The sequence below is a fragment of the Flavobacterium gossypii genome (assembly GCF_014138495.1).
Taxonomy (GTDB): domain Bacteria; phylum Bacteroidota; class Bacteroidia; order Flavobacteriales; family Flavobacteriaceae; genus Flavobacterium; species Flavobacterium endophyticum.
The window spans coordinates 1,796,443-1,821,797 of sequence record NZ_JACJIS010000001.1; the positions used below are offsets into that span (position 1 = coordinate 1,796,443).

Annotated in this window: 19 protein-coding genes and 1 pseudogene; 14 read left to right on the top strand and 6 right to left on the bottom strand. The window is 43.0% G+C overall.

Going from position 1 to position 25,355, the window contains the following annotated elements; all coding sequences use genetic code 11:
• Window positions 1-50: 50 nt before the first annotated feature.
• Complete coding sequence (gene rseP, locus GGR22_RS08200; protein WP_121375849.1) at window positions 51-1,388, bottom strand: RIP metalloprotease RseP; 1,338 nt, start codon at window positions 1,386-1,388, stop codon at window positions 51-53.
• A 224-nt stretch (window positions 1,389-1,612) separates the two neighbouring features.
• Between rseP and GGR22_RS08205 the strand changes: the two genes are divergently transcribed.
• From GGR22_RS08205 to GGR22_RS08220, 4 genes are all read left to right on the top strand, one after another.
• Window positions 1,613-2,656, top strand: coding sequence for a Gfo/Idh/MocA family oxidoreductase (locus tag GGR22_RS08205; RefSeq protein ID WP_182493250.1), 1,044 nt, complete (start codon window positions 1,613-1,615; stop codon window positions 2,654-2,656).
• Between the two features lie 67 nt (window positions 2,657-2,723).
• Window positions 2,724-3,674 (top strand): aldo/keto reductase, encoded by a 951-nt coding sequence (locus GGR22_RS08210; protein WP_182493251.1) that lies wholly within the window; start codon window positions 2,724-2,726, stop codon window positions 3,672-3,674.
• A gap of 132 nt (window positions 3,675-3,806) precedes the next feature.
• Window positions 3,807-4,793, top strand: a complete 987-nt coding sequence (locus GGR22_RS08215) for a 2-hydroxyacid dehydrogenase (RefSeq protein ID WP_182493252.1) — start codon at window positions 3,807-3,809, stop codon at window positions 4,791-4,793.
• A 72-nt stretch (window positions 4,794-4,865) separates the two neighbouring features.
• The gene (locus GGR22_RS08220; RefSeq protein ID WP_182493253.1) at window positions 4,866-6,071 is read left to right on the top strand and encodes an MFS transporter; all 1,206 of its coding nucleotides are present in this window, start codon (window positions 4,866-4,868) and stop codon (window positions 6,069-6,071) included.
• Window positions 6,072-6,143: 72 nt separating this feature from the next.
• Here the strand turns inward: GGR22_RS08220 and GGR22_RS08225 are convergent, their stop codons facing one another.
• Entirely contained in the window at window positions 6,144-8,063 is a 1,920-nt protein-coding gene (locus tag GGR22_RS08225) for a M1 family aminopeptidase (RefSeq protein ID WP_182493254.1), read from the bottom strand.
• A gap of 160 nt (window positions 8,064-8,223) precedes the next feature.
• On the opposite strand from GGR22_RS08225, the gene serS reads away from it, so the two are divergent.
• From serS to GGR22_RS08260, 7 genes and pseudogenes are all read left to right on the top strand, one after another.
• Window positions 8,224-9,495, top strand: coding sequence for a serine--tRNA ligase (gene serS, locus GGR22_RS08230; protein WP_182493255.1), 1,272 nt, complete (start codon window positions 8,224-8,226; stop codon window positions 9,493-9,495).
• Window positions 9,496-9,591: 96 nt separating this feature from the next.
• Window positions 9,592-11,370 (top strand): tetratricopeptide repeat protein, encoded by a 1,779-nt coding sequence (locus tag GGR22_RS08235; protein ID WP_182493256.1) that lies wholly within the window; start codon window positions 9,592-9,594, stop codon window positions 11,368-11,370.
• Window positions 11,371-11,437: 67 nt separating this feature from the next.
• Entirely contained in the window at window positions 11,438-11,758 is a 321-nt protein-coding gene (locus GGR22_RS08240) for a DUF4286 family protein (RefSeq protein WP_121375857.1), read from the top strand.
• Between the two features lie 36 nt (window positions 11,759-11,794).
• Window positions 11,795-12,574 (top strand): 16S rRNA (adenine(1518)-N(6)/adenine(1519)-N(6))-dimethyltransferase RsmA, encoded by a 780-nt coding sequence (gene rsmA, locus GGR22_RS08245; RefSeq protein ID WP_121375858.1) that lies wholly within the window; start codon window positions 11,795-11,797, stop codon window positions 12,572-12,574.
• Window positions 12,564-13,916 (top strand): magnesium transporter, encoded by a 1,353-nt coding sequence (gene mgtE / locus GGR22_RS08250; protein ID WP_121375859.1) that lies wholly within the window; start codon window positions 12,564-12,566, stop codon window positions 13,914-13,916. Before rsmA ends, mgtE begins: the two co-directional genes overlap by 11 nt.
• A 140-nt stretch (window positions 13,917-14,056) precedes the next feature.
• Window positions 14,057-15,013 (top strand): annotated as a pseudogene (locus GGR22_RS08255) (2-hydroxyacid dehydrogenase); the annotation flags it as partial.
• Window positions 15,014-15,489: 476 nt separating this feature from the next.
• Window positions 15,490-15,792: a TM2 domain-containing protein gene (locus GGR22_RS08260; RefSeq protein WP_121375860.1), complete on the top strand. Its 303-nt coding sequence runs from the start codon at window positions 15,490-15,492 to the stop codon at window positions 15,790-15,792.
• Between the two features lie 57 nt (window positions 15,793-15,849).
• On the opposite strand, the gene GGR22_RS08265 is transcribed toward GGR22_RS08260, so the two are convergent.
• Window positions 15,850-17,658, bottom strand: coding sequence for a GNAT family N-acyltransferase (locus GGR22_RS08265; protein ID WP_121375861.1), 1,809 nt, complete (start codon window positions 17,656-17,658; stop codon window positions 15,850-15,852).
• A gap of 146 nt (window positions 17,659-17,804) precedes the next feature.
• On the opposite strand from GGR22_RS08265, the gene GGR22_RS08270 reads away from it, so the two are divergent.
• The 3 genes from GGR22_RS08270 (at window position 17,805) to GGR22_RS08280 (ending at window position 20,831) form a co-directional block, all read left to right on the top strand.
• Window positions 17,805-18,566 carry an exodeoxyribonuclease III gene (locus GGR22_RS08270; RefSeq protein WP_121375862.1) on the top strand — a complete coding sequence of 254 codons (762 nt, stop codon included), beginning with the start codon at window positions 17,805-17,807 and terminating at the stop codon, window positions 18,564-18,566.
• 42 nt (window positions 18,567-18,608) lie between these two features.
• Window positions 18,609-19,568, top strand: coding sequence for an OmpA family protein (locus GGR22_RS08275; RefSeq protein WP_182493257.1), 960 nt, complete (start codon window positions 18,609-18,611; stop codon window positions 19,566-19,568).
• Between the two features lie 225 nt (window positions 19,569-19,793).
• Window positions 19,794-20,831, top strand: a complete 1,038-nt coding sequence (locus GGR22_RS08280) for an NADP(H)-dependent aldo-keto reductase (RefSeq protein WP_182493258.1) — start codon at window positions 19,794-19,796, stop codon at window positions 20,829-20,831.
• A 72-nt stretch (window positions 20,832-20,903) separates the two neighbouring features.
• Here GGR22_RS08280 and GGR22_RS08285 read toward each other — a convergent pair whose 3' ends face one another.
• The 3 genes from GGR22_RS08285 to GGR22_RS08295 form a co-directional block, all read right to left on the bottom strand.
• A complete protein-coding gene (locus GGR22_RS08285) occupies window positions 20,904-22,274 on the bottom strand; it encodes a PQQ-dependent sugar dehydrogenase (protein ID WP_182493259.1) in 1,371 nt (456 codons plus the stop codon).
• 134 nt (window positions 22,275-22,408) lie between these two features.
• Window positions 22,409-24,019: a DUF4139 domain-containing protein gene (locus tag GGR22_RS08290; RefSeq protein ID WP_182493260.1), complete on the bottom strand. Its 1,611-nt coding sequence runs from the start codon at window positions 24,017-24,019 to the stop codon at window positions 22,409-22,411.
• Between the two features lie 122 nt (window positions 24,020-24,141).
• Window positions 24,142-25,338 carry a VWA domain-containing protein gene (locus tag GGR22_RS08295; RefSeq protein ID WP_182493261.1) on the bottom strand — a complete coding sequence of 399 codons (1,197 nt, stop codon included), beginning with the start codon at window positions 25,336-25,338 and terminating at the stop codon, window positions 24,142-24,144.
• Window positions 25,339-25,355 lie beyond the last annotated feature (17 nt).

A 25,355-nucleotide genomic window follows, 5' to 3' on the forward strand; every position in this document is an offset into this window, starting at 1 on the left:
CGAAATTTATTTCTTGCAAATAAAAACAAATAAATTTTTCAATTTTTTTTCTATTTCACAATAGCCTTATAAATGTCGTTGCCATTAGCAAACAGTACCAGTGCTATAAGTATAAAGAAGCCAACCACTTGGGCGCGCTCTAGGAATTTTTCGCTCGGTTTTCTTCTGGTAATCATTTCAAACAATAAAAACATCACGTGGCCGCCATCCAGTGCCGGAATCGGCAACAAGTTCATTACGCCCAGCATGATCGATAAGAAGGCCGTGATGGTCCAGAAATACTCCCAGCTCCATACGCTCGGAAAAACATTAAAGATGGCATAGAAACCGCCTACGCCCTTATAAGCGCCCGTATCTGGATTGACGATCGCCTTTAGCTGCGTAAAGTAGCGTCCCAGCTCGTCTTTGCTTCTCTGGATTCCGGCCGGAAACGATTCTGCAAAAGAAAACGTCTCGCGGCTGATTTTATAGTAGCCTAATTTTTCTAAGTTTTCTGCCTTAAGGCCGCCTTGCACGACGCCCAGTTTGCCGTCTTTGCCAACCGTCAGCTTGACGTGCTCTTCCTTTTCTTTTCTAAAAATCACCGCGTCAAACGTCTTTCCAGGGTTTGCCTCGTTAAAGGCCACGATCTCGTCGGCATAACGCATCTTTTGGCCGTTGATGCTCAAGATTACGTCTCCTTTTTCAAGCGTGTTTATATTGGGCGAATTCTCTGCAATGCTGCTTACCGTAAACGGAATACGCAATTTCAGATAGCTCTTTTCCTCTTTCATCACCGTAGCCAACAAGTCTACCGGAAGCTTGAGTTCCTGCGTCACACCATCTCTATTGATCGTCGCTGTCTTCGCAAAATTCACGTTGTACTGTACGTCGTCGAACTTCTCGACCTTCTTGCCGTCAATCGCCAAGATCTTGTCTCCTGTCTTGAATCCGATTTTTTCTCCGACCGGGCTGGTTACCCAGATACCGTCCTTTACTTCAGAATTCGCGATATACGTATTGCCATAGACATAGGCCATGCCGATGTAGATAATGATAGCCAAGACAAAATTTACGGTAACGCCGCCCAGCATAATAATCAAACGCTGCCAAGCCGGCTTAGAACGGAATTCCCACGGCTGTGGCGGGAGGGCCATCTGCTCCTTGTCCATGCTTTCGTCGATCATCCCCGAGATCTTTACGTAGCCGCCCAGCGGCAGCCAGCCGATCCCGTATTCCGTTTCGCCGATTTTTTTCTTCAGGAGCGAAAATTTGACGTCAAAGAAAAGATAGAATTTCTCTACCCTCGTCTTGAATAATTTGGCCGGGATAAAATGCCCCATTTCATGAAGCACGATCAGCAAGGATAAACTCAACAAAAACTGCGAGAGCTTAATAACTATTTCCATTTTGTAGTTTTAGATTCAATAATTGCGAACAAAAATAGTGTTTTCTATTTACTTACGGCGGGATTATTCACTTTTCAATATTTTAAATGTTTGTTAATCTTTCCAATCCCGATTCCTACTTTATAAGATGTCCGTAACTTTACTTTTTCGAATCCCGAGGCACCCTGCCGACGGCCGAAACCAAAAACAGCGCCTCGGCGCCCTTCGCACCAAAACCACTACGGATGAAAAAGATAAAAACCGCCCTGCTTTCCTACGGAATGTCAGGCAAAGTATTCCATGCGCCCTTCCTCGCGCTGCACCCCGGCTTTGAATTGGCCGGCTCGTGGGAGCGCAGCAAAAAGCTGTTGCACGAAGACTATCCCGAGGCCCGAAGCTACGATTCGCTCGAAGCCTTGCTGCAAGACGCTACCCTCGACCTCGTGATTGTCAACACCCCTGTAGAAACCCACTTCGACTATGCCAAGCAGGCCCTGCTGGCCGGAAAGAACGTGCTGGTCGAAAAAGCCTTTACGACCACGGTAGCCGAAGCCGAGGAACTCAAGGCACTTGCCAAAGAGCACGGCCTAAAGCTCGCCGTTTTCCAGAACCGCCGATGGGACAGCGACTTCAAGACCGTCAAGCAGGTCTTGGACCGCGACATCTTGGGGGAGATCGTAGAAGCAGAAATCCATTTTGACCGCTACAATCCGAACCTGAGTCCTAAGATCCATAAAGAAACTGCCAATGCCGGAGCCGGAATACTAAAAGACCTAGGCTCGCACATCATCGACCAAGCGCTGACCCTGTTCGGTTTTCCGGAAGCGCTCTATGCCGATATCCGCGTGACACGAGACCATTCTATCGTAGACGATTATTTCGACCTGCTGCTGTATTACCCGCGCTTCCGCGTACGGTTGAAAGCCGGCTTTTTTGTGCGCGAAGCCCTGCCGTCCTATATCATTCACGGCAAGAAAGGCTCTTTTTTGAAAAGCCGCGGCGACGTGCAGGAAGACGAGCTGAAGCTTGGCAAAAAGCCCAACCGCGAACAATGGGGCATCGAGCCCGACTATAAGGCCGGACTGCTGCATACCGAAGTCAACAGCGTAGTCATCCGCGAGATCGTGCCGACGCTGCCCGGCAACTACTTTGAATTCTTTGACGGACTGTACGAAGCCATTGCCAACGGTGCCCAAGAACCCGTTACCGCCCAAGACGGCGTAAATGTGATGCGGATTATTGAAGCGGCGGTGGAGAGTGATGGAGGCAAGAAGCTAGTAGAATTTTGAATTAAGAACTATCAACTATAAACTATCAACTATCAACTATCAATTATAAGAACTATCAACTATAACCATGAAAAAACAACAACTAGGAAACACAGATCTCTATATCTACCCGATTGCGTTTGGAGGAAACGTTTTTGGCTGGACGCTGGATGAGAAAAAATCATTTGAGATACTGAACGGCTTTACCGAAGCCGGATTCAATTTTATAGACACGGCCGATGTGTATTCGCGCTGGGCTCCCGGAAATACGGGCGGCGAATCCGAACGCATTATCGGCAAATGGCTCAAGGAAAAGAAAAACCGCCACGACATTGTCCTGACCACCAAAGTAGGTTCGGATATGGGCGACGGCAAAAAAGGACTCAAAAAAGCCTATATCCTTAAAGCCATTGAAGACTCGCTGCAGCGGCTCAATACCGACTATCTCGACCTGTACCAGACGCACTTCGACGATGTGGAAACGCCCGTTGAAGAAACACTCGAGGCCTATGCCCAATTAGAAAAAGACGGAAAGATCCGCTGGATCGGAACCTCCAACATGACGCCAGAACGCATCAAGGCTTCGCTCGAAGCCAGCGCCGCCAAAGGACTGCCGCGCTACCAGACCCTGCAGCCGCATTATAACCTCTATGCCAGAGAAAAATACGAAACCAATTACGAAGCCCTTGCTTTAGAAAACAACCTCGGCGTGATTACCTATTTCTCGCTCGAAAGCGGCTTCCTGACCGGAAAATACAGAACCAAGGCCGATCTAGCCAAAAGCCCGAGAGGCGGCGATATGGACAAGTATTTTGACGAGCGCGGCCTGAAAATACTAGCCGCCCTCGACGAAGTGTCCAAACACCACAAAGCCACGCCTGCCGCAGTAGCCCTCGCTTGGCTGCTGCACAAGCCCTCGGTTACCGCGCCTATCGTGAGCGCGACGAGCACAAGCCAGTTGGAGAGCATTATCTTGGCGCCGAACCTTAGGCTCGATGCAGAAGCGATGCAGTTGTTGGATGATGCGAGCAGTTGGTAATTAGGATTTAGGATTGTTGATTTAGGATTTTAGATTTAAGATAAGACCTAACGAAAGATCTCGATAAACAAATTTGTTAATCGTAAGGCTGCCCAAGCCGAGAACACAGAACCACACCCAAAACCATAAGAAATGAAAGTCTTTATCACCAGAATAATTCCCGAGGCCGGACTGCGCCTTTTCCGCGAGGCGGGAATCGAGATTACCCAATGGGAAGAAAAGCGCGAGCTGACCCAGCAGGAACTTATCGACCATTGCAAGCAGGCCGATGCGCTGCTCACGGCAGGCCGCTCTACCATCAATGCCGATTTCTTAAAGGAATGCAGCCACCTCAAAGCCGTTTCGCTATTTGCCGTAGGCTATGACAATGTAGATGTTCCCGAAGCCACGCGGCTCGGCATTCCGATCGGGCATACGCCAGATGTATTGAGCAAGGCGACTGCCGATATCGCTTTCCTGCTGATGCAGAACACGGCGCGCAAGGCTTTTTTCCACCACAAGAGAATCCTGAACGGCGACTGGGATTTTTTCGAGCCTATGGCCAACATCGGACTCGACCTGCAAGGGAAGACCTTGGGCGTTTTCGGGCTCGGCAAGATCGGCTTTGAGATGGCCAAGTCGTGCAAGGGCGCTTTTGAGATGGACATTCTCTATCACAACCGCAGCCAGAATGCGGAAGCGGAAGAAAAGCTGCAGGCCAAAAAAGTATCGTTTGAAGAGTTGCTGGCGCAGAGCGACGTGATTTCGGTGCACGCGAATCTTACCGAAGAGACCAAAGGGCTTTTTAATAAGGAGACTTTTGGCAAGATGAAGCCCAATGCTATTTTCGTGAATACGGCCCGAGGCGCCATCCACAACGAAGAAGACTTGCTGGAAGCCCTGCAGCAAAAGACCATCTGGGGAGCCGGACTCGACGTGACCAATCCGGAACCGATGGACAAGGACAATGTACTGTTGAGCCTGCCGAACGTGGCGGTGCTGCCGCACATCGGCTCGTCTACCGAAGAAACCCGCAACAACATGGCCATCTTGGCGGCCAAAAACGCGATTGCGGGAATCCGCAACGAACGCCTGCCGAAAGTGGTGAATCCGGAAGTGTACGAAAGCAAAAAAAGCTAGAACAGTTTCTTGCCTAATAGAAATATCGGACATTTGCTGCTTTATTGCATGCCGCGCTAATTATTGCCTTTTATGGAATTTAGATTTATCAACAGATTCAATACCCGCCCGAAGCTCAAGGGCTACAAACACGCCAAGGAGTCGTACCTGAAACGAATACGCTGGGCGGTCTCGCTTTTTTATTTTGCGATGGGACTGTGCTTTGCCACTTGGGCAAGCCGCATCCCAGACATCAAGGCTTCGCTCCACTTGAGCGAAAGCGATTTGGGTTCTATTCTTTTTGCGCTGCCTTTTGGTCAGCTCGTTATCATGCCTTTTTCGGGCAAGCTCGTTACCAAATACGGCAGCCATAGGATACTGCTCTTTTCGCTTGCCTTTTATGCGCTTGCCCTTACCAACCTAGGACTGGCGACAAAGCCGTGGCATCTTTCGGCCGGACTTTTCTTGTTCGGTATCTTCGGAAACCTGAGCAATATTGCCGTGAACACGCAGGGCGTGTATACCGAAGAACTTTTTAAAAGGACGATCATGTCGTCTTTTCATGGTGCATGGAGCACGGCAGGCTTTACGGGTGCCTTGATTGGTATTGCCATGCTGGCCTTAAAGCTGTCGCCGTTGCAGCATTTTGCGATCACGGCCGTCATCGTTTTTGTACTGATGGGCGCCAATTATAAATTTCTCATCAAGGCGAAGGAAAAGAAAAACAAGGAGAAGAAAAAGCTTTTTGCCAAGCCCGACAGCGTGCTGATCTGGCTGGGCGTCATCGGCTTCTGCTGTATGGCAAGCGAAGGCGTGATGTTTGACTGGAGTGGCGTCTATTTTAAAGAAGTCGTGAAAGCGCCCGGTCCGCTGGTGATTTTGGGCTATACGTCTTTTATGATCATGATGGCTTCCGGCCGATTCTTGGGCGACAGGCTGATTTTTAAGTACGGAAGAAAAAGAGTATTGCAGGTAAGCGGCTTGCTGATTTCGATCGGGCTGTTTACTTCGGTCTTTTTGCCGTACTTGGTTTCGTCTACATTAGCTTTTATGCTCGTGGGACTTGGCGTTTCGACCATCGTGCCGACCGTCTACAGCATCGCCGGAAAAAACACGACGGTGGCTCCGGGCGAGGCGCTTACGATTGTTTCGAGCGTCAGCTTTTTAGGCTTTTTGATGGGACCGCCCGTTATCGGCTATATTGCCGAAGCCTACGGACTGCAGTTTTCGTTTGCGTTTATCGGAATCTTTGGGGTATTGATTGCCTTTATGGTCAGCCGTATCAAAGCCATTGCCTAGCGTATTTTTCTACAATAAAAAAAGCAGAAGCGTTTTGACGACTTCTGCTTTTTTATATCTATGATTGGCGTATTACGCCTTGATGAACTTCATCTGTTTTGTGCCGGCATCTGTCACTATCTTGATAAAATTGACGCCTGTTGGCAGGCTAGAAACATCCCAAGACATTTCAGAAGTTCCTTCTTTTACAATCTGACCTAAGGCATTGTAGAAAATGGCTTTTTCAAGAACTACATTGTCCGGAAGCTGCAATTGCAAGGTATGAGAAGTCGGGTTCGGGTATAATTTTACGCCTTCTGCCAAAGCAAATTCTCCATTACCTAAAGTCATCGTGCTGTTTCTGGCAATGATATCAATATTTGGATTGAAGGAAACGCCTGTAATCGCAAACGGTACTAATTTGTCGATCGTCTGGTTGTTGGCAGTATTATCTAATACCAAGTCTAACGACTGTCCTCCAGCGCCTGTTACTCTTACCGGAACCGGCATTTCAAAGAAGGAAACAGAAGGATGCGATTGTGTCTGGTTGACTACAAAACGCGCTACGCCAGGAGAAAAGTTTCTGGCAGTAATCGTATACGTAGGATAGCCTTGTCCGTAGACCCAGTCATTAAAGAATTCGTCCAGATTCATTCCAGAAGCCGCTGCCAGATGAGCTTTTAAATCGTTGGTGGTTGCATAGCCATACGCCAAGTTCGGGTCGGCCAAGTAATTTTTCACGCCTTGGAAAAAGGCAGCATCGCCTAGTTTAAAGCGAAGCATATGAACGACCATGCCTCCTTTGTCATACGACAATCGGCTGCTGAAAATTCGGTCGCCGTCTTCGGCTTCGTCATCCGTAAGATATACGGCGCCTCCCGGCTGCGAAGTAATATTGTTTACCAAGCCGCTTTTCCATGATCTGAAAGCGCCAGCTCCATCCATATCTTGGATGACAAGCCCAGACAGATAGGTCGCGAATCCTTCGTTCAGCCAGATGTCTTTCCAGCTGCCGCAGGTAATCTTGTCTCCGAACCATTGGTGGCCTAATTCGTGGGCAATTAGTCCTCGGTCAAAGCCTCCCATAAAGGAAACGGTGGTGTGTTCCATTCCGCCGCCAAGAGCGCATTGGGCATGCCCGTATTTTTCATTGGCAAAAGGATAGGTCTCAAACAGTTGCTCAAACAAATTCATGATCGGCACCGTTACGGCCAAGTCGTTCTGTGTTGCCGTCTGCCCTTCCGGATAGATATAGTTTACGATAGGAAAGGTGTGCGGTGCAGTTCCGGCCTGTTGGGTGAAAATCGTGTAATTAGTCACTGCTATTGCTATAAGATAAGCCGGAATCGGGTAGCTGTGGTGGAAGTGCGTCGTTTTTGAGCCGTCGCCGTTATTTACTGCGCTGACCTGTAGTCCGTTTGAAACGCTTGTGTATTGTGTGGCTGATTTTATATAAACATCAAGGCTTTCGACCTTGTCGTTCAAGTCCTGCTTGCATGGCCACCAGTCTCTGACGCCGAAAGGCTCAGATAGTGTGTAAAGCCCAGGATTTCCGGCATGCGTATAGGTGTTGAAGCCATCGCTGTCGGCAGGCGGTGCGCCTTCATAAACGATTGTTAGCGAATCCAAAACGTTTGTGTTTTGTACGGCCGGAAGGTTGATGACCAATTCATTGGTTCCGCCTTGCGTAAATGTCAACGGAACATTTCGCTGCTTTACAGAACTTACGACCAGTTCGTCTGACAGGTCAAAAGTTACCGTGCTCATATTTTGTTTTGCTCTAAAATAAGTCGTCACGTCGCCAATAACGTAATAGGCATCAGGATATACTTCAAACTTGAGCCTATGGTAGGTCACGTCATAATTTTCCGTATTCGGATTGGTCCTAAAGTTTATTTTCTTAGCGGCGGCTTTGCGCTCAGCTTCAGCAATATGGCTGTTGGGAGAGGAAGTGTTTTGGGCAAAGCCAAAAGCAGACAAAAATAGTGCGAATAGCAAGTAGATTTTTTTCATAATCAAGAAAAATTTTCCAAATGTAATTAATAAAATAACACACGAAATGTTAATTTATTAGGGTCTAGCCTCTTTTTGAAACTTTATGCTTTGTTAATTGCCAACATTGCAACTGTCAACCTTTTTTCATTAAATTTGCTACCTTATAAAAACCAAGATAATGTTACAGATAGCGTTTATTAGAGAAAACCAGGAGAAAGTCCTCAAAGCTTTGGCAAAAAGAAACATGGATGCCAAGAGTATTGTTGAACTAGCCGTGCAGCTCGATGAAAAAAGAAGAGCGACACAGGCTGAAATGGACAATGTTTTGTCGGAATCGAACAAGCTATCCAAAGACATCGGCGAATTAATGAAAAGCGGCGAAAAAGCCAAGGCTGAAATACTGAAAGCCAAAACCGTTTCATTAAAAGAAAAAAGCAAAGAACTGTCTGATAAGCTGGATGTATATACCGAAGAGCTTACCGAGCAGCTGTATCTGTTGCCAAATCTTCCTGCCGATCTTGTACCAGAAGGAAAGACTCCAGAAGACAACGTAACGACCCTGCAAGAAGGAGACATTCCAGACTTGCACGGCGAGGCATTACCGCACTGGGAACTGGTGAAAAAATATGATATCATTGATTTTGAATTAGGAAATAAGATTACCGGTGCCGGTTTTCCAGTCTACAAAGGAAAAGGAGCCAAATTGCAGCGCGCCTTGATTACCTATTTCTTAGATAAAAATACCGAAGCAGGCTACCAAGAATTTCAAGTGCCGCATTTTGTGAACGAAGCTTCGGCATACGGAACGGGACAGCTGCCAGACAAAGAAGGACAGATGTACCATGATGCGACAGACAACTTATATATGATCCCGACGGCTGAGGTTCCGGTAACGAACTTATTCCGCGACGTGCTTTTGCAGGAAAACGAACTTCCGATCCTCGCAACAGCGTATACGCCTTGCTTCAGGAGAGAAGCCGGTTCTTACGGAGCACACGTGCGCGGCCTGAACCGTCTGCACCAATTCGACAAGGTGGAAATCGTGAGAGTAGAACACCCAGACAAATCGTATGAAGCTTTAGAAGGCATGGTTGAGCATGTGAGAACCATCTTGAACGAATTAAAGCTTCCGTACCGAATCCTTCGCCTTTGCGGCGGCGATATGGGCTTTGCTTCTGCGATGACCTATGATTTTGAAGTGTTCTCTACAGCACAGGACCGCTGGCTGGAAATCAGCTCGGTGTCTAACTTCGAGACCTTCCAGTCCAACCGATTGAAACTGCGTTTCAAAGACAAAGACGGCAAAAACCATCTGGCACATACCTTGAACGGAAGCTCGCTGGCATTGCCGCGCGTTTTGGCAGGCATCCTTGAGAACTATCAGACTCCAGAAGGTATCGTGATTCCAGAAGTATTGCGTCCGTATACTGGATTTGATATTATAAATTAAGGAACAATTAACCAATAGTTTACTGTAGCAATGTACTAATTCAGTTCTAAAATTGTTATATTAGTACATTGTTATATCCTTTTGCATTACACTAAGATGAAAAAGATTTTCCTCGTATTGAATTTATTCCTGTCGCTGTTTGTTTTTGGACAAAACGAGCAGCTGGCTATGAATTATTTTGACAAAGGAGAATTTGAGAAAGCCATCATCAGCTTTGACGACCTGCTAAAAAATCAGCCGGGGAATAGCTTCTATTTTCAAAAGATAGTCGAGTCCTACCAGCAGCTGCAGCAATATGACAATGCTGAAAAGCGCATCCAAGAACGTTTTGAAAAGTTCAAGCAGCCGTCGCTTTTGGTCGAGCTTGGCTACAACTATCAATTGCGAAAAGATGCAGCAAAAGCTAAAAAATACTACGAGCAGGCGATTGACAAGATCAATGAGAATCCGTCGAATGTGTATACGATAGCCAATACTTTTGAGAAAAAGGTCTTGCTGCATTATGCGCTCGAAGCCTATAAGTTAGGAATAAAGCTCGAGCCGAAATTCAATTTCAACTACCAGATGGCCGTGCTTTACGGACAGCAGGGCAATACCGACCAGATGATCGAAATGTTTTTGGATGAAGCCTTTGCCAACCCAAACAGCACGATTATGATTCAAAACCAGCTGTCGCGTTTTATGACCGAAGAGGCCGAAGAATCATTCAATACCTCATTGCGCAAAGCACTTTTGGTACGTGCCCAGAAAAACCAAGATATTTTTTGGAACCAGTTCTTGAGTTGGTTTTTTGTACAGCAAAAAGACTATTCTAAAGCCTTTATCCAAGAAAAAGCAATCTATAGGCGCGATCCGGAATCTTTTTCGAACATCGTAAACCTTGCCGAATTGGCGATGGAAGAAAACGAAGAAGAAACCGCAAGGGAGATTTTTGCCTTTGTTTTGGAAAATACGCAGGATCTAGATTTGCAGATTACGGCGCACTATTACCTGATGGAAGCGAAGATAAAAAAGGCTCCCGAAAAAGACTATCCTGCCTTGAAAAGCGAATTGGATTTGCTCGTAAAAAAATACGGCGTGAGTCCTTATACGCTGTCGCTGCAATTGCTGCAGGCGCATTTCGCAACCTTTAATCTGAAAAACCCAGAAGAAGGAAAAGCCATATTGAAACGTACGCTCGAACTGCCCTTGAGCAAATACCAGACGGCCGACGTAAAGATGGAACTGGCGGATATTTTATTGTATGAAGAAAAATTCAACCAAGCGCTGATCTACTATTCGCAAATCGAAGAAGACTTGAAAAACGACGCGGTCGGACACGAAGCCAGCTTAAAAGCCGCCAAGACCAGCTATTTCAAGACTGATTTTGAATGGGCCTTAAAGCAGTTTCGAGAGCTGAAATCAGCTTCGACACAATTGATTGCAAACGATGCTTTAGAACTATTTCTTTTGATTAATGATAATACCGTAGCCGATTCGACCCAAGTAGGATTAAAGAAATTTGCGAGAGGCGATTATCTGCTGTACCAAAACAAAAACAAAGAAGCGTTGGAGCAATTCCAATCCATCTTAAAAGAATACAAAGGCCAAGATATTGAGGATGAAACCTTGCTCCGCATCGGCCAGACGTATGAAAAGCTAGGAGACTTTAATGCCGCCCTAAGCCAATACCAGATTATAATCGACAATTATAAGGACGGAATCTATATTGACGAGGCGCTTTATTTCTCGGCTGAAATCTATAACAAGCAGCTAAAAGACATAGAAAAAGCCAAAGCACTTTATGAGCAGGTGCTCTTTAATCATGAAGACAGCATTTATTTTGTAGAAGCAAGGAAAAAATTCAGGCAGCTGCGCGGTGATGCTAATTTGTAATTGTTGAATTACGAATTATCTAATCTATTCGTCGAATAAGAAGTCTAAAATCTAATACTCCAAAGAAATGATCATATACAACGTAACTACAAATATTCATGAATCAGTTCATGACGAATGGCTGAACTGGATGCAGCGCACTCATATTCCGGCCGTTTTGGCGACAGGCAAATTTGTGTCGGCTCATCTTGTGAAAGTCTTGGTGGAAGAAGAAATGGGCGGGAAGACCTATTCGGTTCAGTTTTGGACAGACTCACGAGAAAAACTAGAAAAATACTATCTGGAAGATGCGCCCATACTGCGCCAAGAAAGCCAAAAACTATTCGGCGACAAGATGCTTTCTTTCAGAACCGAGCTGGAATTCATCAGCGAGCACAAGACCGTTTAGTCGGCCTAAATCATAAATCATAAATCACAAATCAAAATGGATAAAGTAAAAGCCAAGAAACATCTTGGACAACATTTCCTTACGGATGAAAATATAGCAAAGAAAATTGCAGACACCCTCCATTTTGAAGGCTATGAAGATGTTTTGGAAATCGGTCCGGGAATGGGCGTGCTGACCAAATACCTGCTCGAAAAGCCGATAAATACGTACGTAATTGAAATAGATACCGAATCGGTAGACTATCTTAATGCGAATTACCCGAAGCTCCACAACCATATCATTTCTAAAGACTTTCTGAAATACAATATCAATGAGGTTTTTGAAGGAAAGCAGTTCGCGATAATCGGGAACTTTCCGTATAATATCTCATCGCAGATTGTGTTTAGGGCTTTGGAGCTGCGCAACCAGATTCCCGAGTTTTCAGGCATGTTCCAAAAAGAAGTAGCCGAAAGAATCTGCGAGAAAAAAGGCTCGAAAACCTATGGCATACTGTCTGTTTTGGTACAAGCGTTTTATGATGCCGAATACCTTTTTACGGTACATGAAAACGTATTCAATCCGCCTCCGAAAGTCAAATCAGGCGTGTTACGATTAAAAAGAAAAGAAAACTTCACTTTGCCGTGCAGCGAAAAGCTCTTTTTTAATGTAGTAAAAACAGGTTTTCAGCAGCGAAGAAAAACATTGCGAAACAGCTTAAAATCTCTAAATCTTTCGGATAATTTGAGAGAAGATACTATCTTTGACCTCCGTCCGGAACAGCTGGATGTACAGCAATTCATAGCAATAACCCAAAAAATAGAAGCCGATGCAGTTTAAAATCAGTAAGGAGCTTATTCTTCAGATTGAAGAATTAATCTTGAGCAAAAACGACCAGCAACTGGAAACCCTGCTCAACGATATGCACCACGCTGATATTGCCGAAATCCTTGACGAATTGGATTTTGATGAGGCTACCTATATCTTCAAGATTCTTGATAGTGAAAAAACCGCAGAGATTCTTCTGGAACTGGAAGACGACCTGCGAGAAAATATCCTAAGCAGGCTTTCGCCTAAAGAAATTGCCGAAGAGCTCGATGAGCTGGATACCGATGACGCGGCAGACATCATCGCTGAGCTTTCTACTGACATCAAAAACGAGGTAATCTCAGAACTTATCGATGTCGAGCATGCCAAAGACATCGTCGACCTTTTGCGCTATGATGAAGATACTGCTGGAGGTTTGATGGGAAAAGAGCTCGTAAAAGTAAACGAAAACTGGAACGTACTCACCTGCGTCAAAGAAATGCGCATCCAGGCAGAAAATATTTCCAGAGTACACTCTATTTATGTCGTTGACGACGAAAACCGACTGAAAGGAAGACTGTCGCTCAAAGATCTTTTGACGACCTCTACCAAAACACCGATCAGTGAAGTATACATCCCTAAGGTAGATTACGTCCGTGTTGATACTGAAGACGTTGAGGTGGCCCGTATCATGCAAAAATATGACTTGGAAGCCATTCCTGTAGTCGATGAGCTGGGGCGCTTGGTCGGAAGAATTACCATCGACGATATCGTCGACGTCATCAAGGACGAAGCCGACAAAGATTACCAGTTGGCGGCCGGTATCTCACAAGACGTTGAAGCGGATGACAGCATCATAGAACTGACCAAAGCCCGACTTCCGTGGCTTGTCCTGGCACTTTTGGGCGGTTTTATAACCGTAAGGGTGCTCGGTCTTTTTGAAGGCGCGATGCTGGAACACGGCAACCTCTTTTTCTTTACGCCGCTGATTGCCGCGATGGCAGGAAACGTTGGCGTACAATCCTCTGCGATTATCGTACAGGGTCTTGCCAATAACACCTTGAGCGGTTCGCTTTTCAACCGACTTATCAAAGAAATTTCCTTGAGCCTTTTGAACGGTGTTATTCTCGCTTCGATACTATTCATCGGAAGCCACTTTCTCTTAAACGTAGAATTCATCATCGGTATTATCGTGACGATTGCGCTGATTTCCGTAATCATTATCGCTTCGCTTATCGGAACATTTATCCCTTTATTGCTGAACAAATTCGGAATCGATCCCGCTTTGGCAACAGGCCCTTTTATTACCACCAGCAACGATATTTGCGGAATATTGATTTATTTTTCCATAGCAAAACTTATCCTCGGATTTTAGATTTGGGCATTCCCCAAGGGTCGCGCTTTCCGCTCTATCTTTCCAAACTCAAAGAGTTTGAAAAGGATGCCGCTTCAATCGCTAATGCGAGCGTCGGGTCGCGAATTATTTTTTAACTTTGAAAGAAATTCCATCAAAGCATGATACCGAAAGACATAAAAATACTGCACATCGATAGCAATAATCCATTGCTCATGAACCAGCTTCAAGAAGCAGGCTTCACCAACCATGAAGATTTCAAATCCTCAAAAGAAGAAATCGAAGCCAAGATTCAAGACTACCACGGCATCGTAATCCGAAGCCGGTTTAAGATTGATAAGAACTTTTTAAACAAAGCACCCAACCTGCAATTTATTGCCAGAGTCGGGGCCGGACTCGAAAGCATCGACTGCGATTATGCCGCAACAAAAAACATACGCCTAATCGCTGCTCCCGAAGGAAACCGCAATGCCGTAGCAGAACATTCTTTAGGGATGCTATTGTCGCTTTTTAATAAGCTGAACCAAGCCGATCAAGAAATTCGTTCCGGACATTGGAACCGCGAGAAAAATCGCGGACATGAGCTAGACGGAAAAACCGTTGGAATCATCGGTTACGGAAACATGGGCAAATCCTTCGCCAAAAAGCTACGCGGCTTTGATGCGGAAGTATTATGTTATGATATCTTGGAAAATGTAGGCGATGCCAACGCAAGGCAAGTTTCTCTGCAAGAACTCCAAGAAAAAGCAGATGTCTTGAGCCTGCACATTCCGTGGACTCCAGAAACGGATAAGTTGGTCAATGCAGCCTTTATCAACGCTTTTGCAAAGCCATTTTGGCTGATTAATACCTCAAGAGGGAAAAATGTTGTCACAGCCGATTTGGTCGAAGCGTTGAAGTCAGGAAAAATATTAGGTGCCGGACTCGATGTATTGGAATATGAAAAGCTGTCTTTTGAGACGCTGTTTGAAGAAGATAAAGTTCCAGATGCGTTCCAGTATCTTTTGGAATCGGATAAAGTTATCTTGTCGCCTCACATCGCCGGATGGACTTTTGAAAGCCATGAAAAGCTGGCGCAGACTATCGTAGACAAAATCAAGCAGCTGTATTTTGGCGAAACTCCAGAAGTAAAAGAGCAGAAGCGCGTTACGGGAATTGGAGGTTTTTTCTTTAAATCAGAAGACCCGAAAGCACTAAGAGATTGGTATAGAAAACACTTGGGATTAGACACGAACGATTATGGCTGTACCTTCCGATGGAAAAACGAAAAAGGGGAAGATTGTTCGACACAATGGTCGCCGTTTAAAAGCGATACCAACTATTTTAGCCCTTCTGAAAAGCAGTTTATGCAGAATTTCAGGGTAGAGAAGCTACAAGAATTATTGGCAAAATTAAAAGAAGAAGGCGTTCAAGTAATTGGCGAGATGGAAAGCTATGATTATGGAAATTTTGGCTGGATTTTGGACTTGGAAGGGAACAAGATTGAGTTGTGGGAGCCTATGGACGAGACGGTTTTGTAAATTTTAAAAATTTGTACTTCTATTTCAATTATTTTGTTAATTTTACTACATAAACCAACAAATACCAAAAAAACATGTCAGAAATTGAAAATGAATTTAAAGAAACTGCTAGAGAATTTTCTCAAGGAGCTCAAGACGCTTTAGGACAAGATAATAAAAAAATCGTTGCGGGCATTTTGGCTTTGCTTATAGGCTCTTTAGGAATCCATAAATTTATTTTAGGATACACCAAAGAGGGAATCATCCAAATCGTAATCTCAATCGTAACTTGCGGTATTGCAGGTATTATTCCTTTTATCGAAGGAATCATCTACTTGACAAAATCAGATGCTGATTTTTACAATACATACCAAGTAGGAAGAAGACCTTGGTTTTAAGATAATTCCAGTTTTTACAAGATAAAAAAACCAAGACACTGTCTTGGTTTTTTGTTTTTATATGTTTTCTCCTTTTTCAGCGAGTTTCCTTTCGAGCTCTGCCTGAAATTCTTCCATGACCGGTTTCATGGTGCTTTCCGGTATATCGGCAATTCGGATGTACATTAATCCGTCGACAGCATTGTTAAACAGCGGATCCACATTAAAAGCAACTACGCGTGCATTCTGCTTGATGTATTTTTTGATCAATACCGGCAAGCGAAGGCTTCCTGGTTCTAATTCATCAATTATCTTATCGAATTTGATTAGGTCGGCTTCGGCTTCGTCGAAGATAAAATCTTTGTCGGCATCTTTCAGCTTTACCTTAAATTCTTTTTTAGGATGTACGTATTGCGCAATATACGGATCGTAATAATGCGACTTCATGAATTCGATCATTAGCGATTTTGAGAAATCAGAAAACTGGTTGCTGATGCTCACGCCTCCAATCAAGAATTTATGTTCCGGATAACGTAAGGTCGTATGAACAATCCCTTTCCACAATAAGAACAAAGGCATTGGTTTTTGTTGGTATTCTTTGGTGATGAAAGCACGGCCCATTTCAATGGACTTGCTCATCATGTCGTACAATTCTGGTTCAAATCTAAAAAGCTCCTGAAGGTAGAAACCGTCAATGCCGTACTTCGGAAAGATTTCAGCACCCAATCCCATTCGATAGGCACCAGCAATCTGCTTGGTCTCATCATCCCACAAAAACATGTGGTGGTAGTATTTGTCGAATTGGTCTAAGTCTAAGGACTGATTGGTTCCTTCTCCTACTTCCCGAAAGGTAATTTCTCTCAAACGTCCTAACTCATGCAGAATATTTGGGATGTTATTGGCTTCGGTAAAAAATACTTCATAGTTTTTGCTTTGCAGCAATCGGCAGTCAGTCTTTCTTAAAGCATTTACTTCATTGACAATCTGCTCGTGGTTGGCAGGCATCGCAATCTGTTTCGGGCTTCTCGGAATCTTTAAGTTTGACGTATCCAGCAACTTAGTTTCCTTTTCAAAAGGATTGGCCAGCATATAGGTCTTTTTTCTCAAGAACTCTGAGTATTCTTCTATTTTTTCGTATTCGTTCTGCTCGGTTACTGAAATTGGCTTTCCGATTCTAACCTTGATTACGCGGTCTTTCTGCGTAAGCAATTCGGAGGGAAGCTTTGCCGTTCGCAACGTATCATCAAGCTTGGACAGGAAGTAAAAAAGCTTGCTGTTTTTGGCATGAAAATAAATCGGGATTACAGGAACTTTCGCTTTTTTGATCAGCTTGATTGCGCCTTCTTCCCAAGGTTTGTCGACGACTAATTTTCCGTCTTTATATGTAGAAACTTCTCCGGCAGGAAACATTCCCAACGGCTTTCCGTCGCTTAAATGGCGCAAGGTTTCCTTGATTCCGATTACGCTCGATTTGGCATCCTTATGCGTTTCAAAAGGATTAACGGGCATAATATACGGTTTCATCGGATCGATTCTGTGCAAAAGGAAATTCGCAATGATCTTGAAGTTGGGTTCTCTTTCGAGCATCAGTTTCAAAAGCAGGATGCCGTCGATGCCGCCAAGCGGATGGTTTGAAATCGTAATGTAGGCGCCGTCTTTCGGAAGGCGTTTCAAATCTTCTTCAGGAATCTCAAACTTAATCTGAAACTCGTCCAATATAGCATTCAGGAACTCTACATCTCTTAAATGCTTGTTCCTGTCGTAAATTTTATTTAAAGTGGAAATCTTGAGTATTTTCATTAGCAGCCAGCCTGAAAAAGTTCCCAAAACCCCATATTTATCAGTGTTTATTGCTTTTGCAACTTCTTTAGCGGTAACTAAACCCATTTATTGTTTGTTTTTGTGCGTAAAAAAACAAAGATAGCAAAATTGCTTTAACACGGTCATTTTTTTCGCCATACTATCGCAGAGATTTTGCCCACGGATATAATCTTTTTTACTTACTTTTGAAAAAGTCAAAACATAAAGCAACCATGAGAATTATCTCCTACAATGTCAATGGAATAAGGGCAGCCATTGCAAAAGGCTTCCTAGAATGGCTGGAACATGCGAGTCCGGACATTATTTGTCTTCAAGAAATTAAAGCAACGCCAGACCAGATTCCGTTAGACGAATTTGAAAAAGCAGGCTATCCTTATAATTATTGGTTTCCGGCACAAAAGAAAGGCTATAGCGGCGTAGCCGTTTTATGCAAGACAAAGCCGAACAATGTAGTTTTTGGCACGGGAATCGAGCACATGGATTTTGAAGGCAGGAACCTTCGCGTTGACTATGACGATTTTTCGGTGATGAGCCTGTATCTTCCTTCGGGCACGAATATTTTGAGGCTCGATCATAAATTTATGTATATGGATGATTTCCAGAATTATATCAATGAGCTCAAAAAAGAAGTTCCCAATCTTTTGATTTGTGGCGATTATAATATCTGCCACGAAGCCATTGATATCCATGATCCGATTCGAAATGCAAAAGTGTCAGGATTTCTTCCAGAAGAGCGTTCTTGGTTGGATCTTTTTATGAAAAACGGATTCATCGATTCGTTCCGCCACTTCAATAAAGATCCGCATCATTACACGTGGTGGAGCTACAGGGCCAATGCCAGAAACAATAACAAAGGTTGGAGAATCGATTATATTCTTGCCAGCCGTGCTATAGAAAACAGGCTAAAGCGATCTGTAATCTTGCCCGATGCCAAACATTCGGACCACTGTCCTGTTTTAGTAGAAATAGAGTAGATTCCCTAAAAACTAGAAATAAATAAAAACCAATTCAAAATCATGATTAAAAAAGTAACGTTAGGAGTATTAGCCCTGGCATTAACCACTTCGTGTGTTTCGTCGAAAGTTTACAAAGAACTGGAAGACAAATACGCCAACCTGAAAAAAGAAAACCGAAATCTTTCTGACGAGAACCAAGATCTTACGAAAGCGAAAAACCAGCTAGACATCGAAAGCAAAGACTTGAAGTCGCAATTAGAAAAGCTGAAAGCAGAAAGAGACAAACTTGCAGCAGATTATGCGGCAGCCAGCGCAAACTTGAATACGTTGAAATCATCATACGCTGCTCTTGAAAAAAACAGCGGTGATGCCTTAGATACCAACATGAAGAAAAATCGCGAGCTATTGGCGCAGCTGGAAGCTAAAGAAAAAGCATTGGCAGCCGAGCAAGAAAGATTAAACAAATTGCAAGCCGAATTGCAGGAACGTTCTTCTAGAGTTGATGAATTAGAAGGAATGATTGCTGCCAAAGAAGAAAGCATGAGAAAGCTGAAAGAAACGCTTTCGAAAGCATTGAACAGCTTTGAAGGAAAAGGCTTGACTGTGGAACAAAAAAACGGAAAAGTATATGTTTCTATGGAAAACAAACTCCTTTTTGGTTCAGGAAGTTGGTCTGTTGGAACTGAAGGTAGAAGAGCTGTTGTAGAAGTAGGTAAAGTGTTGGGCGTAAATCCAGACATTTCTGTCTTGATTGAAGGTCACACCGATAACGTTCCTTATGGCGGAACCGGACAAATTACAGACAACTGGGACTTGTCTACAAAACGTGCTACGGCTATCGTAAACATCTTGGCAGAAAACAAAGCCATCGACAAAAAGAACCTTACAGCTGCAGGACGTGGTGAATATGCTCCGTTAGCTTCAAATGAAACAGCAGAAGGAAAAGCGAAGAACAGAAGAATCGAGATTATCTTGACTCCAAAATTGGACGAGATTTCTAAGATGTTGAATGAATTGTAGAAATAAGGAGCTAAGTTGCTGAGGTACTAAGGCGCTAAAGCCTTAGATATTTAAGTGATAAAGCTTTTTGTTTATAATATAAAGACTCAGGACATTTGTTTTGGGTCTTTTTTAATTTAACGGACAGCCCAAACCTTAGCACTTCAGAACCTTAGTGCCTCAATCTCTTAATCCCTCAAAACTTTGTACCTTAGCGCCTCAAAAACGAGCAACTTAGTACTTTCAATGAACTATAATACTCTTCCCAATACCGACCTAAAAGTCAGCGAAATCTGCCTCGGAACGATGACTTTCGGGCAACAAAATACAGAAGCACAGGGACATTCTCAATTGGATTTTGCGCTTGACAAAGGCATTAATTTTATTGATACAGCCGAAATGTATCCTGTTCCTGCACGCGAAAAAACGACAGGCGAGACAGAACGAATTATCGGGAGCTGGCTGCAGAAATCAGGAAGAAGAAACGATATAGTTCTGGCTACAAAAATTGCAGGCCCGAATAGAGGAATGCCTTATGTGCGAGAAGACATGGCCTATACGCCTGAAACCTTAAAGCTCTCTGTTGAAAAAAGCCTAAAACGACTCCATACGGATTATATCGATTTGTACCAATTGCATTGGCCGGAGCGCAAATCAAATATGTTCGGACAGCGCGGATTCAAGATTCAAGAAGATGCCTGGGAAGATAACATACAGTTTGTTTTAGAAACGTTACAAGAATTAATTCAAGATGGAAAAATTCGAGCGATTGGTGTTTCCAACGAGACGCCTTGGGGCGTAATGCGTTTTTTGGAAGAAAGCAAAAAACATAACCTGCCGAGAATTTCGACGATCCAAAATCCGTATTCTTTGCTGAACCGTACTTTTGAGGTCGGACTTTCTGAAACCGCTTACCGTGAAAATGTCGGTCTTTTGGCCTATTCGCCGTTGGCTTTTGGTACCCTGTCTGGAAAATTCCTTAGAGGAGAAGAACATCCGCAAGCAAGACTGAACCTATTTCCGAATTTTACGCGATACAATTCACAACAAACAAAAGAAGCTACAAAACTCTATCAAGAAACTGCCACACGATTTGGACTGACCTTGACGGAAATGTCTTTGGCGTTTATCCGTCAGCAGCAGTTTGTGACCGCTACAATTATCGGAGCGACTAATTTAAAACAGCTGGAAGAAAATATTAATTCTGCAACTACCGTACTTTCTGAGGAAGTGCTAAAAGCTATTGACGAAATCCAAGCCATTCGGCCGAATCCAGCACCTTAGGCAAAAATAAAATCGTGGCTTCTTGTTTTTAAGAAGAAGCCACGATTTTGCTAATATAGGTTAAGTCACAGATTATTTTTTTCCCAATTTTGAAGTGAATCGGTTTCCAGAAACATCTTCTATAGTAACAACATAAATACCTGTTTTTAGCGAAGCTATATTGATCGTATTGATAGGCGTGTTTTCTAATTTCTGTTCCAACAAAAGCTTTCCTGATAAATCAATAATAGAGATTTTCTGAAGGATGTTTTCGTTAGCACTAGACAAGAAAAGCTCTGAATCTGCAGGATTTGGATACATTGAGAATCCATTTTGTGCAAAATCATCAGTTCCTAATGCCGTATCTATAACTCTATATACAATGTCTTGAGACGTTCCGGTCACGAACAATTCGCCGCTTGAATTTTCTCCGAAAGAAGTAAAAGAGTTCGATCCAGAAAAATTGGCAGAATAGGTTATTGTTCCTGTGGTACTCACCATTCCAATTCTATTTACACAGTAATCAGCAAAGAAATATTTGTTCTGCATGGCAGGATAGGTGCTTCCAGTATAGACATAACCACCAGTAATCGAACAGCCTCCAGTTGATGCATGCGTATATTGAGCCACAGGAAAAGTCATTGTTGACATGGGAGCGCAGCCAGCATTGTTGTACACATTGTTGCCTTCATAGCATCTCCAGCCGTAGTTTAGTCCAGCAGCTGTAGGACTTACTTTGTTTATTTCCTCAACTTGATCCTGTCCTACATCGGCAATCCATAAATCACCGTTAAGTCTGTTGAACGAAAATTTCCAAGGATTACGAAGTCCGATGGCCCAGATTTCATCTGCTCCAGCTGTCGCTCCGGCATAAGGATTTGTAGGAGGGATTCCGTAAGGGGAACCAGAATTCACATCGATTCTCAACATTTTTCCTAAAAGTTCGTTGATGTTTTGTGCTCTGTTTCCAGGATCGCCACCGCTTCCGCCATCACCCATACCGATATACAAATAGCCATCAGGACCAAATTTTATGGTACCTCCGTTATGATTGGAAAAAGGCTGAGCAATTGTCATCAAGATAGTGCCTGTCGTATTCGCGACATCAGGATTAGCACTTACAGAATATCTGGCGATTACGGTACTTCCGCCAGTATTGGTATAATTGACATAAAAAAAGCCGTTGGTAGCATAATTAGGGTGGAAGGCCAAGCCTAAAAGGCCTCTTTCTCCGCAACAGCTCACTAGGCTCGAAATATTAAGAAAAGGAGTAGCGTTTATGGTTCCGCTTGAACTGACGATTTTGATAATTCCGGCCTGTTCTACCACAAACAATCTGGAATCTCCAGCATGGGCAATTTCAATAGGATTCGTGAATCCCGTTGCAAAAGGAACTATTCCTATAGTCTGCGAAAATGCTAGGCTTGAGAATAGTAATACTAATGATTGTAAAGTTGTTTTCATTTCTATAGCAATTAGGTTAGGAAGTAAATTTATAAAATAATTTTTGAAAATACTCATAATGAAATGTTTACATTTTTGAATTATAAGTATTTTTTTAATAAAAAAGCCTCATTATTGTAATGAGGCTTCCTTTTTTAAAGATTATCGATGATTTTATTTTTAGGGTATTTGACGGTATAGCTGATTCGTATTTTCTTGGTTTCGTTTGGCTTCAGATTTAAATCCCAAGTAAGAATTCCGGTTTCGGCATTGACTTTTGCATTGTCGCTCTGTTTTAATTCGATTTCGATTTCCTTGTCGGTGCTTAACGGATATTGATCCTTGAGCATCAATTGGACAGCTTCTTTTTTGTTGTTTCTTACGGTCGTTTCAAACGTAAAGGTCTGCATCTTGTTTGAAGACAGAAATTTTGTCCCCGATTTGTCTACTACCTTTTCACGTTTGATAGAAATCTTTTTATCTCTTCCCATGCTCAAGTTCAAGGTGTCTGAAGTCTGGTTTGGATCGACAAAAGTTTTTCCGACATACATTCCTTCAAAAATAATATTCGCCTCGCCTTTCAGCAGGTTGTATTTTGAATAGTCGCTGATTTCTGCCAGCAAAAAAGCTTCTTTGTCCACTGTCGGAGCCGCATAATATTTATACGTTGCTGGCAGTTTTATTTCTTTCAAGGCAACGCTGTGTTTTTTGCCATTGGATAAGATATCGTATGGAATGTCAATATCAAATGAAATATTTAATTGATTTTCTGAAATGGTCGTAAAGTTTGAGATAGATGCTTTAGCTAATGCTTTATCTTTTCGGGTATTAATAGCTTGTACGACTACTTCCTGCAATTCATTGCTCCTAACGTCATCATTTTGTTTATATTCTTGCTCATATCCATATCTCAAGAACCAGGCTTGCAATAAAGGAGCTTGATTGTTTTGATTCGGAACTCCCGATGATAAAGTCAGTTTTACATTTTTCCAATCGATTCCTGTATTTTGTACGACTTGTGCTTTGTACATCATTTCAATCGGCGATGCAACGCTATTAGCTCTCAAGTCATAAAAAGGAGACCAAGTCGCACTGTTGGTCAGATACGAAATTTCTAAAGGCACATTTCCTGCAACTTCGTTCATGACCTGCAAGACTAATTTTCCAGAGGATATTTTTTCTTCATTTTTGTTGTTGATTTCCAGTTTGTCATTCAATTTCTGGAGTGTTTCGTTAAGTTTCTGTTCTTTTTCTGACAAGAGATTGATGCTGTTGCTCAGTTCTGTTCTTTTTGCTTTGTAGTAGTCTACCATTTTCATCAATTCCGTTACATTTAGTCCAGAATTTTGTCCAGAAACCTGCTGGTTTTTGTCCAATAGGTCGATGGTTTTTCCTTCGGAGACTTTAGCATTAACAATTTTCACAATTTCTTTTTTAACGATAAGGATGCTGTCTTTTACTTTTTTTACCGAAGGAGAATTGGTGTCGATTTCATATTCAGAGATATAATTGTCTGTGAATTGAACAGACAGCACCGTTAATGTAGGCGACGTTCCAATTTGGATTGAATTTTCATTGACCCAGTTGGCCACGTTTTTCACCACGATTTCATGAGTTCCAGCCGGAAGGTTTACACTGGCTGTTTGGGAGATTTCTGCCGCATTGAAGTAAACCGTTGCCGCTTTTACTTTTGCTGTCGTGAACACAGGCTTTTGGGCGTATAATGATGCTTGGAACATCAATAACAAAATGAGAAACTTTTTCATAATAGAAATTTAAAGATTAGTCTTTTCTTTATAAGAGAGCGAAAAGAAGCAAAAGGTTGGGACGAAAGGAAAATAAATAAGCCTCACAGAGAAATTTCTATGAGGCTTATTGGGATTAAAGCTTATTTTTCAGATGTATAGCCTTTTATTTTTGCAAAATCTAAAATCGATGAAGCAATAGCATTTCCTAAATCATCTTGTTTTTTTCCTTTTTTATTTTCGGTATCGATATAGTCCTGGCGCTGTTTTGCCAGCTGTGCTATCTCTTTCTGTATCGTTTCTCTCTCTTTGGTTTTCTGATCTACGATGGCTTTTATCTCTTCTTGAGATTTATTCTGCAATTCTTTCGGAAGTTCTTCTTTTTTGATTTTCTGCAAAGCCGTTTTGTCTTCTTTTACGCGGTCGACCAAATCCCAAGAGTCGTTTTTATAAACGGCTTTTGATTTGCTGACAGCACGTTCTGCATAGTTGGAAGAAGAAACAGATTCAGCATTTTTATCTTGCATAGCCTGCATTTCTTTCTTTTCATAGCCTTGCTTTCCGTAGCCGACGTATGTCGAATTCAAGCGTTCGTTGCATTTGTAAATCCTGTCGTCATAAGGAGTCACGATATAGCGTACTTTCTCGTCAGAATCAATATTGAAGTATTTGCCTTGTCCTCGCTCGGCTCCGTCTTTCCACATGGTGTTGATGCCTTCCATCGATCCGCCGCAGAAAATCGTATTGACATAAATGTCATTCTTCAAAGCGTCGCTGATGGCTTCCTTATAGCTAATATCGCCTTGGTTGAAAGGTTCGTTTCCGGCAATATAAAGCAATTTCATGTTTACTTTTCCTTTTCCCCATTCCAACTGCTTGGTAGCATCTTGAATTACGGCACCGCAATATTCAGAACCTCCGTTAGTTCGCAATGAAAATAATTTTTCCGAGATAAGGTCTAAATCGGTAGAAAGCGGTGTTACTTGGCGGATATAATTTGAAGATGAAGACAATCCGTCGTTTCCGTATTCATACAGCGCAATTTCTATTTTTGGATTTTTGCCTTCATATTTTAGCGTTGTCAAGGTATTGACGATATTCCAAAGCCTTGATTTTGCTTGGTCAATCAAACCGTCCATGCTGTTGGAAGTATCTAGCAGCAAGGCCACTTGAATTTTTGTATTGCCGTCGTCTTCTGGAGCGGCCATAGCCAATTCAGGTCCAGGTTCAGGTCCGGTTTCCGGGTCTTGCTCTTTCGGATTTTTTTTAAAGAAATCACAGCTTCCAAAACAGAATGTTGAAGCCAAAAGGAGCGATGCAAATAGGATTTTCGTTTTCATAATTTGTTATTTTTTAG

What these genes read in the sequence shown, in the direction of transcription:
- rseP (WP_121375849.1), bottom strand. Translation starts at nt 1,388, where the DNA reads ATGGAAATAGTTATTAAGCTCTCGCAGTTTTTGTTGAGTTTATCCTTG.
- GGR22_RS08205 (WP_182493250.1), top strand. Translation starts at nt 1,613, where the DNA reads ATGAAAAAGATAAAAACCGCCCTGCTTTCCTACGGAATGTCAGGCAAA.
- GGR22_RS08210 (WP_182493251.1), top strand. Translation starts at nt 2,724, where the DNA reads ATGAAAAAACAACAACTAGGAAACACAGATCTCTATATCTACCCGATT.
- GGR22_RS08215 (WP_182493252.1), top strand. Translation starts at nt 3,807, where the DNA reads ATGAAAGTCTTTATCACCAGAATAATTCCCGAGGCCGGACTGCGCCTT.
- GGR22_RS08220 (WP_182493253.1), top strand. Translation starts at nt 4,866, where the DNA reads ATGGAATTTAGATTTATCAACAGATTCAATACCCGCCCGAAGCTCAAG.
- GGR22_RS08225 (WP_182493254.1), bottom strand. Translation starts at nt 8,063, where the DNA reads ATGAAAAAAATCTACTTGCTATTCGCACTATTTTTGTCTGCTTTTGGC.
- serS (WP_182493255.1), top strand. Translation starts at nt 8,224, where the DNA reads ATGTTACAGATAGCGTTTATTAGAGAAAACCAGGAGAAAGTCCTCAAA.
- GGR22_RS08235 (WP_182493256.1), top strand. Translation starts at nt 9,592, where the DNA reads ATGAAAAAGATTTTCCTCGTATTGAATTTATTCCTGTCGCTGTTTGTT.
- GGR22_RS08240 (WP_121375857.1), top strand. Translation starts at nt 11,438, where the DNA reads ATGATCATATACAACGTAACTACAAATATTCATGAATCAGTTCATGAC.
- rsmA (WP_121375858.1), top strand. Translation starts at nt 11,795, where the DNA reads ATGGATAAAGTAAAAGCCAAGAAACATCTTGGACAACATTTCCTTACG.
- mgtE (WP_121375859.1), top strand. Translation starts at nt 12,564, where the DNA reads ATGCAGTTTAAAATCAGTAAGGAGCTTATTCTTCAGATTGAAGAATTA.
- GGR22_RS08260 (WP_121375860.1), top strand. Translation starts at nt 15,490, where the DNA reads ATGTCAGAAATTGAAAATGAATTTAAAGAAACTGCTAGAGAATTTTCT.
- GGR22_RS08265 (WP_121375861.1), bottom strand. Translation starts at nt 17,658, where the DNA reads ATGGGTTTAGTTACCGCTAAAGAAGTTGCAAAAGCAATAAACACTGAT.
- GGR22_RS08270 (WP_121375862.1), top strand. Translation starts at nt 17,805, where the DNA reads ATGAGAATTATCTCCTACAATGTCAATGGAATAAGGGCAGCCATTGCA.
- GGR22_RS08275 (WP_182493257.1), top strand. Translation starts at nt 18,609, where the DNA reads ATGATTAAAAAAGTAACGTTAGGAGTATTAGCCCTGGCATTAACCACT.
- GGR22_RS08280 (WP_182493258.1), top strand. Translation starts at nt 19,794, where the DNA reads ATGAACTATAATACTCTTCCCAATACCGACCTAAAAGTCAGCGAAATC.
- GGR22_RS08285 (WP_182493259.1), bottom strand. Translation starts at nt 22,274, where the DNA reads ATGAAAACAACTTTACAATCATTAGTATTACTATTCTCAAGCCTAGCA.
- GGR22_RS08290 (WP_182493260.1), bottom strand. Translation starts at nt 24,019, where the DNA reads ATGAAAAAGTTTCTCATTTTGTTATTGATGTTCCAAGCATCATTATAC.
- GGR22_RS08295 (WP_182493261.1), bottom strand. Translation starts at nt 25,338, where the DNA reads ATGAAAACGAAAATCCTATTTGCATCGCTCCTTTTGGCTTCAACATTC.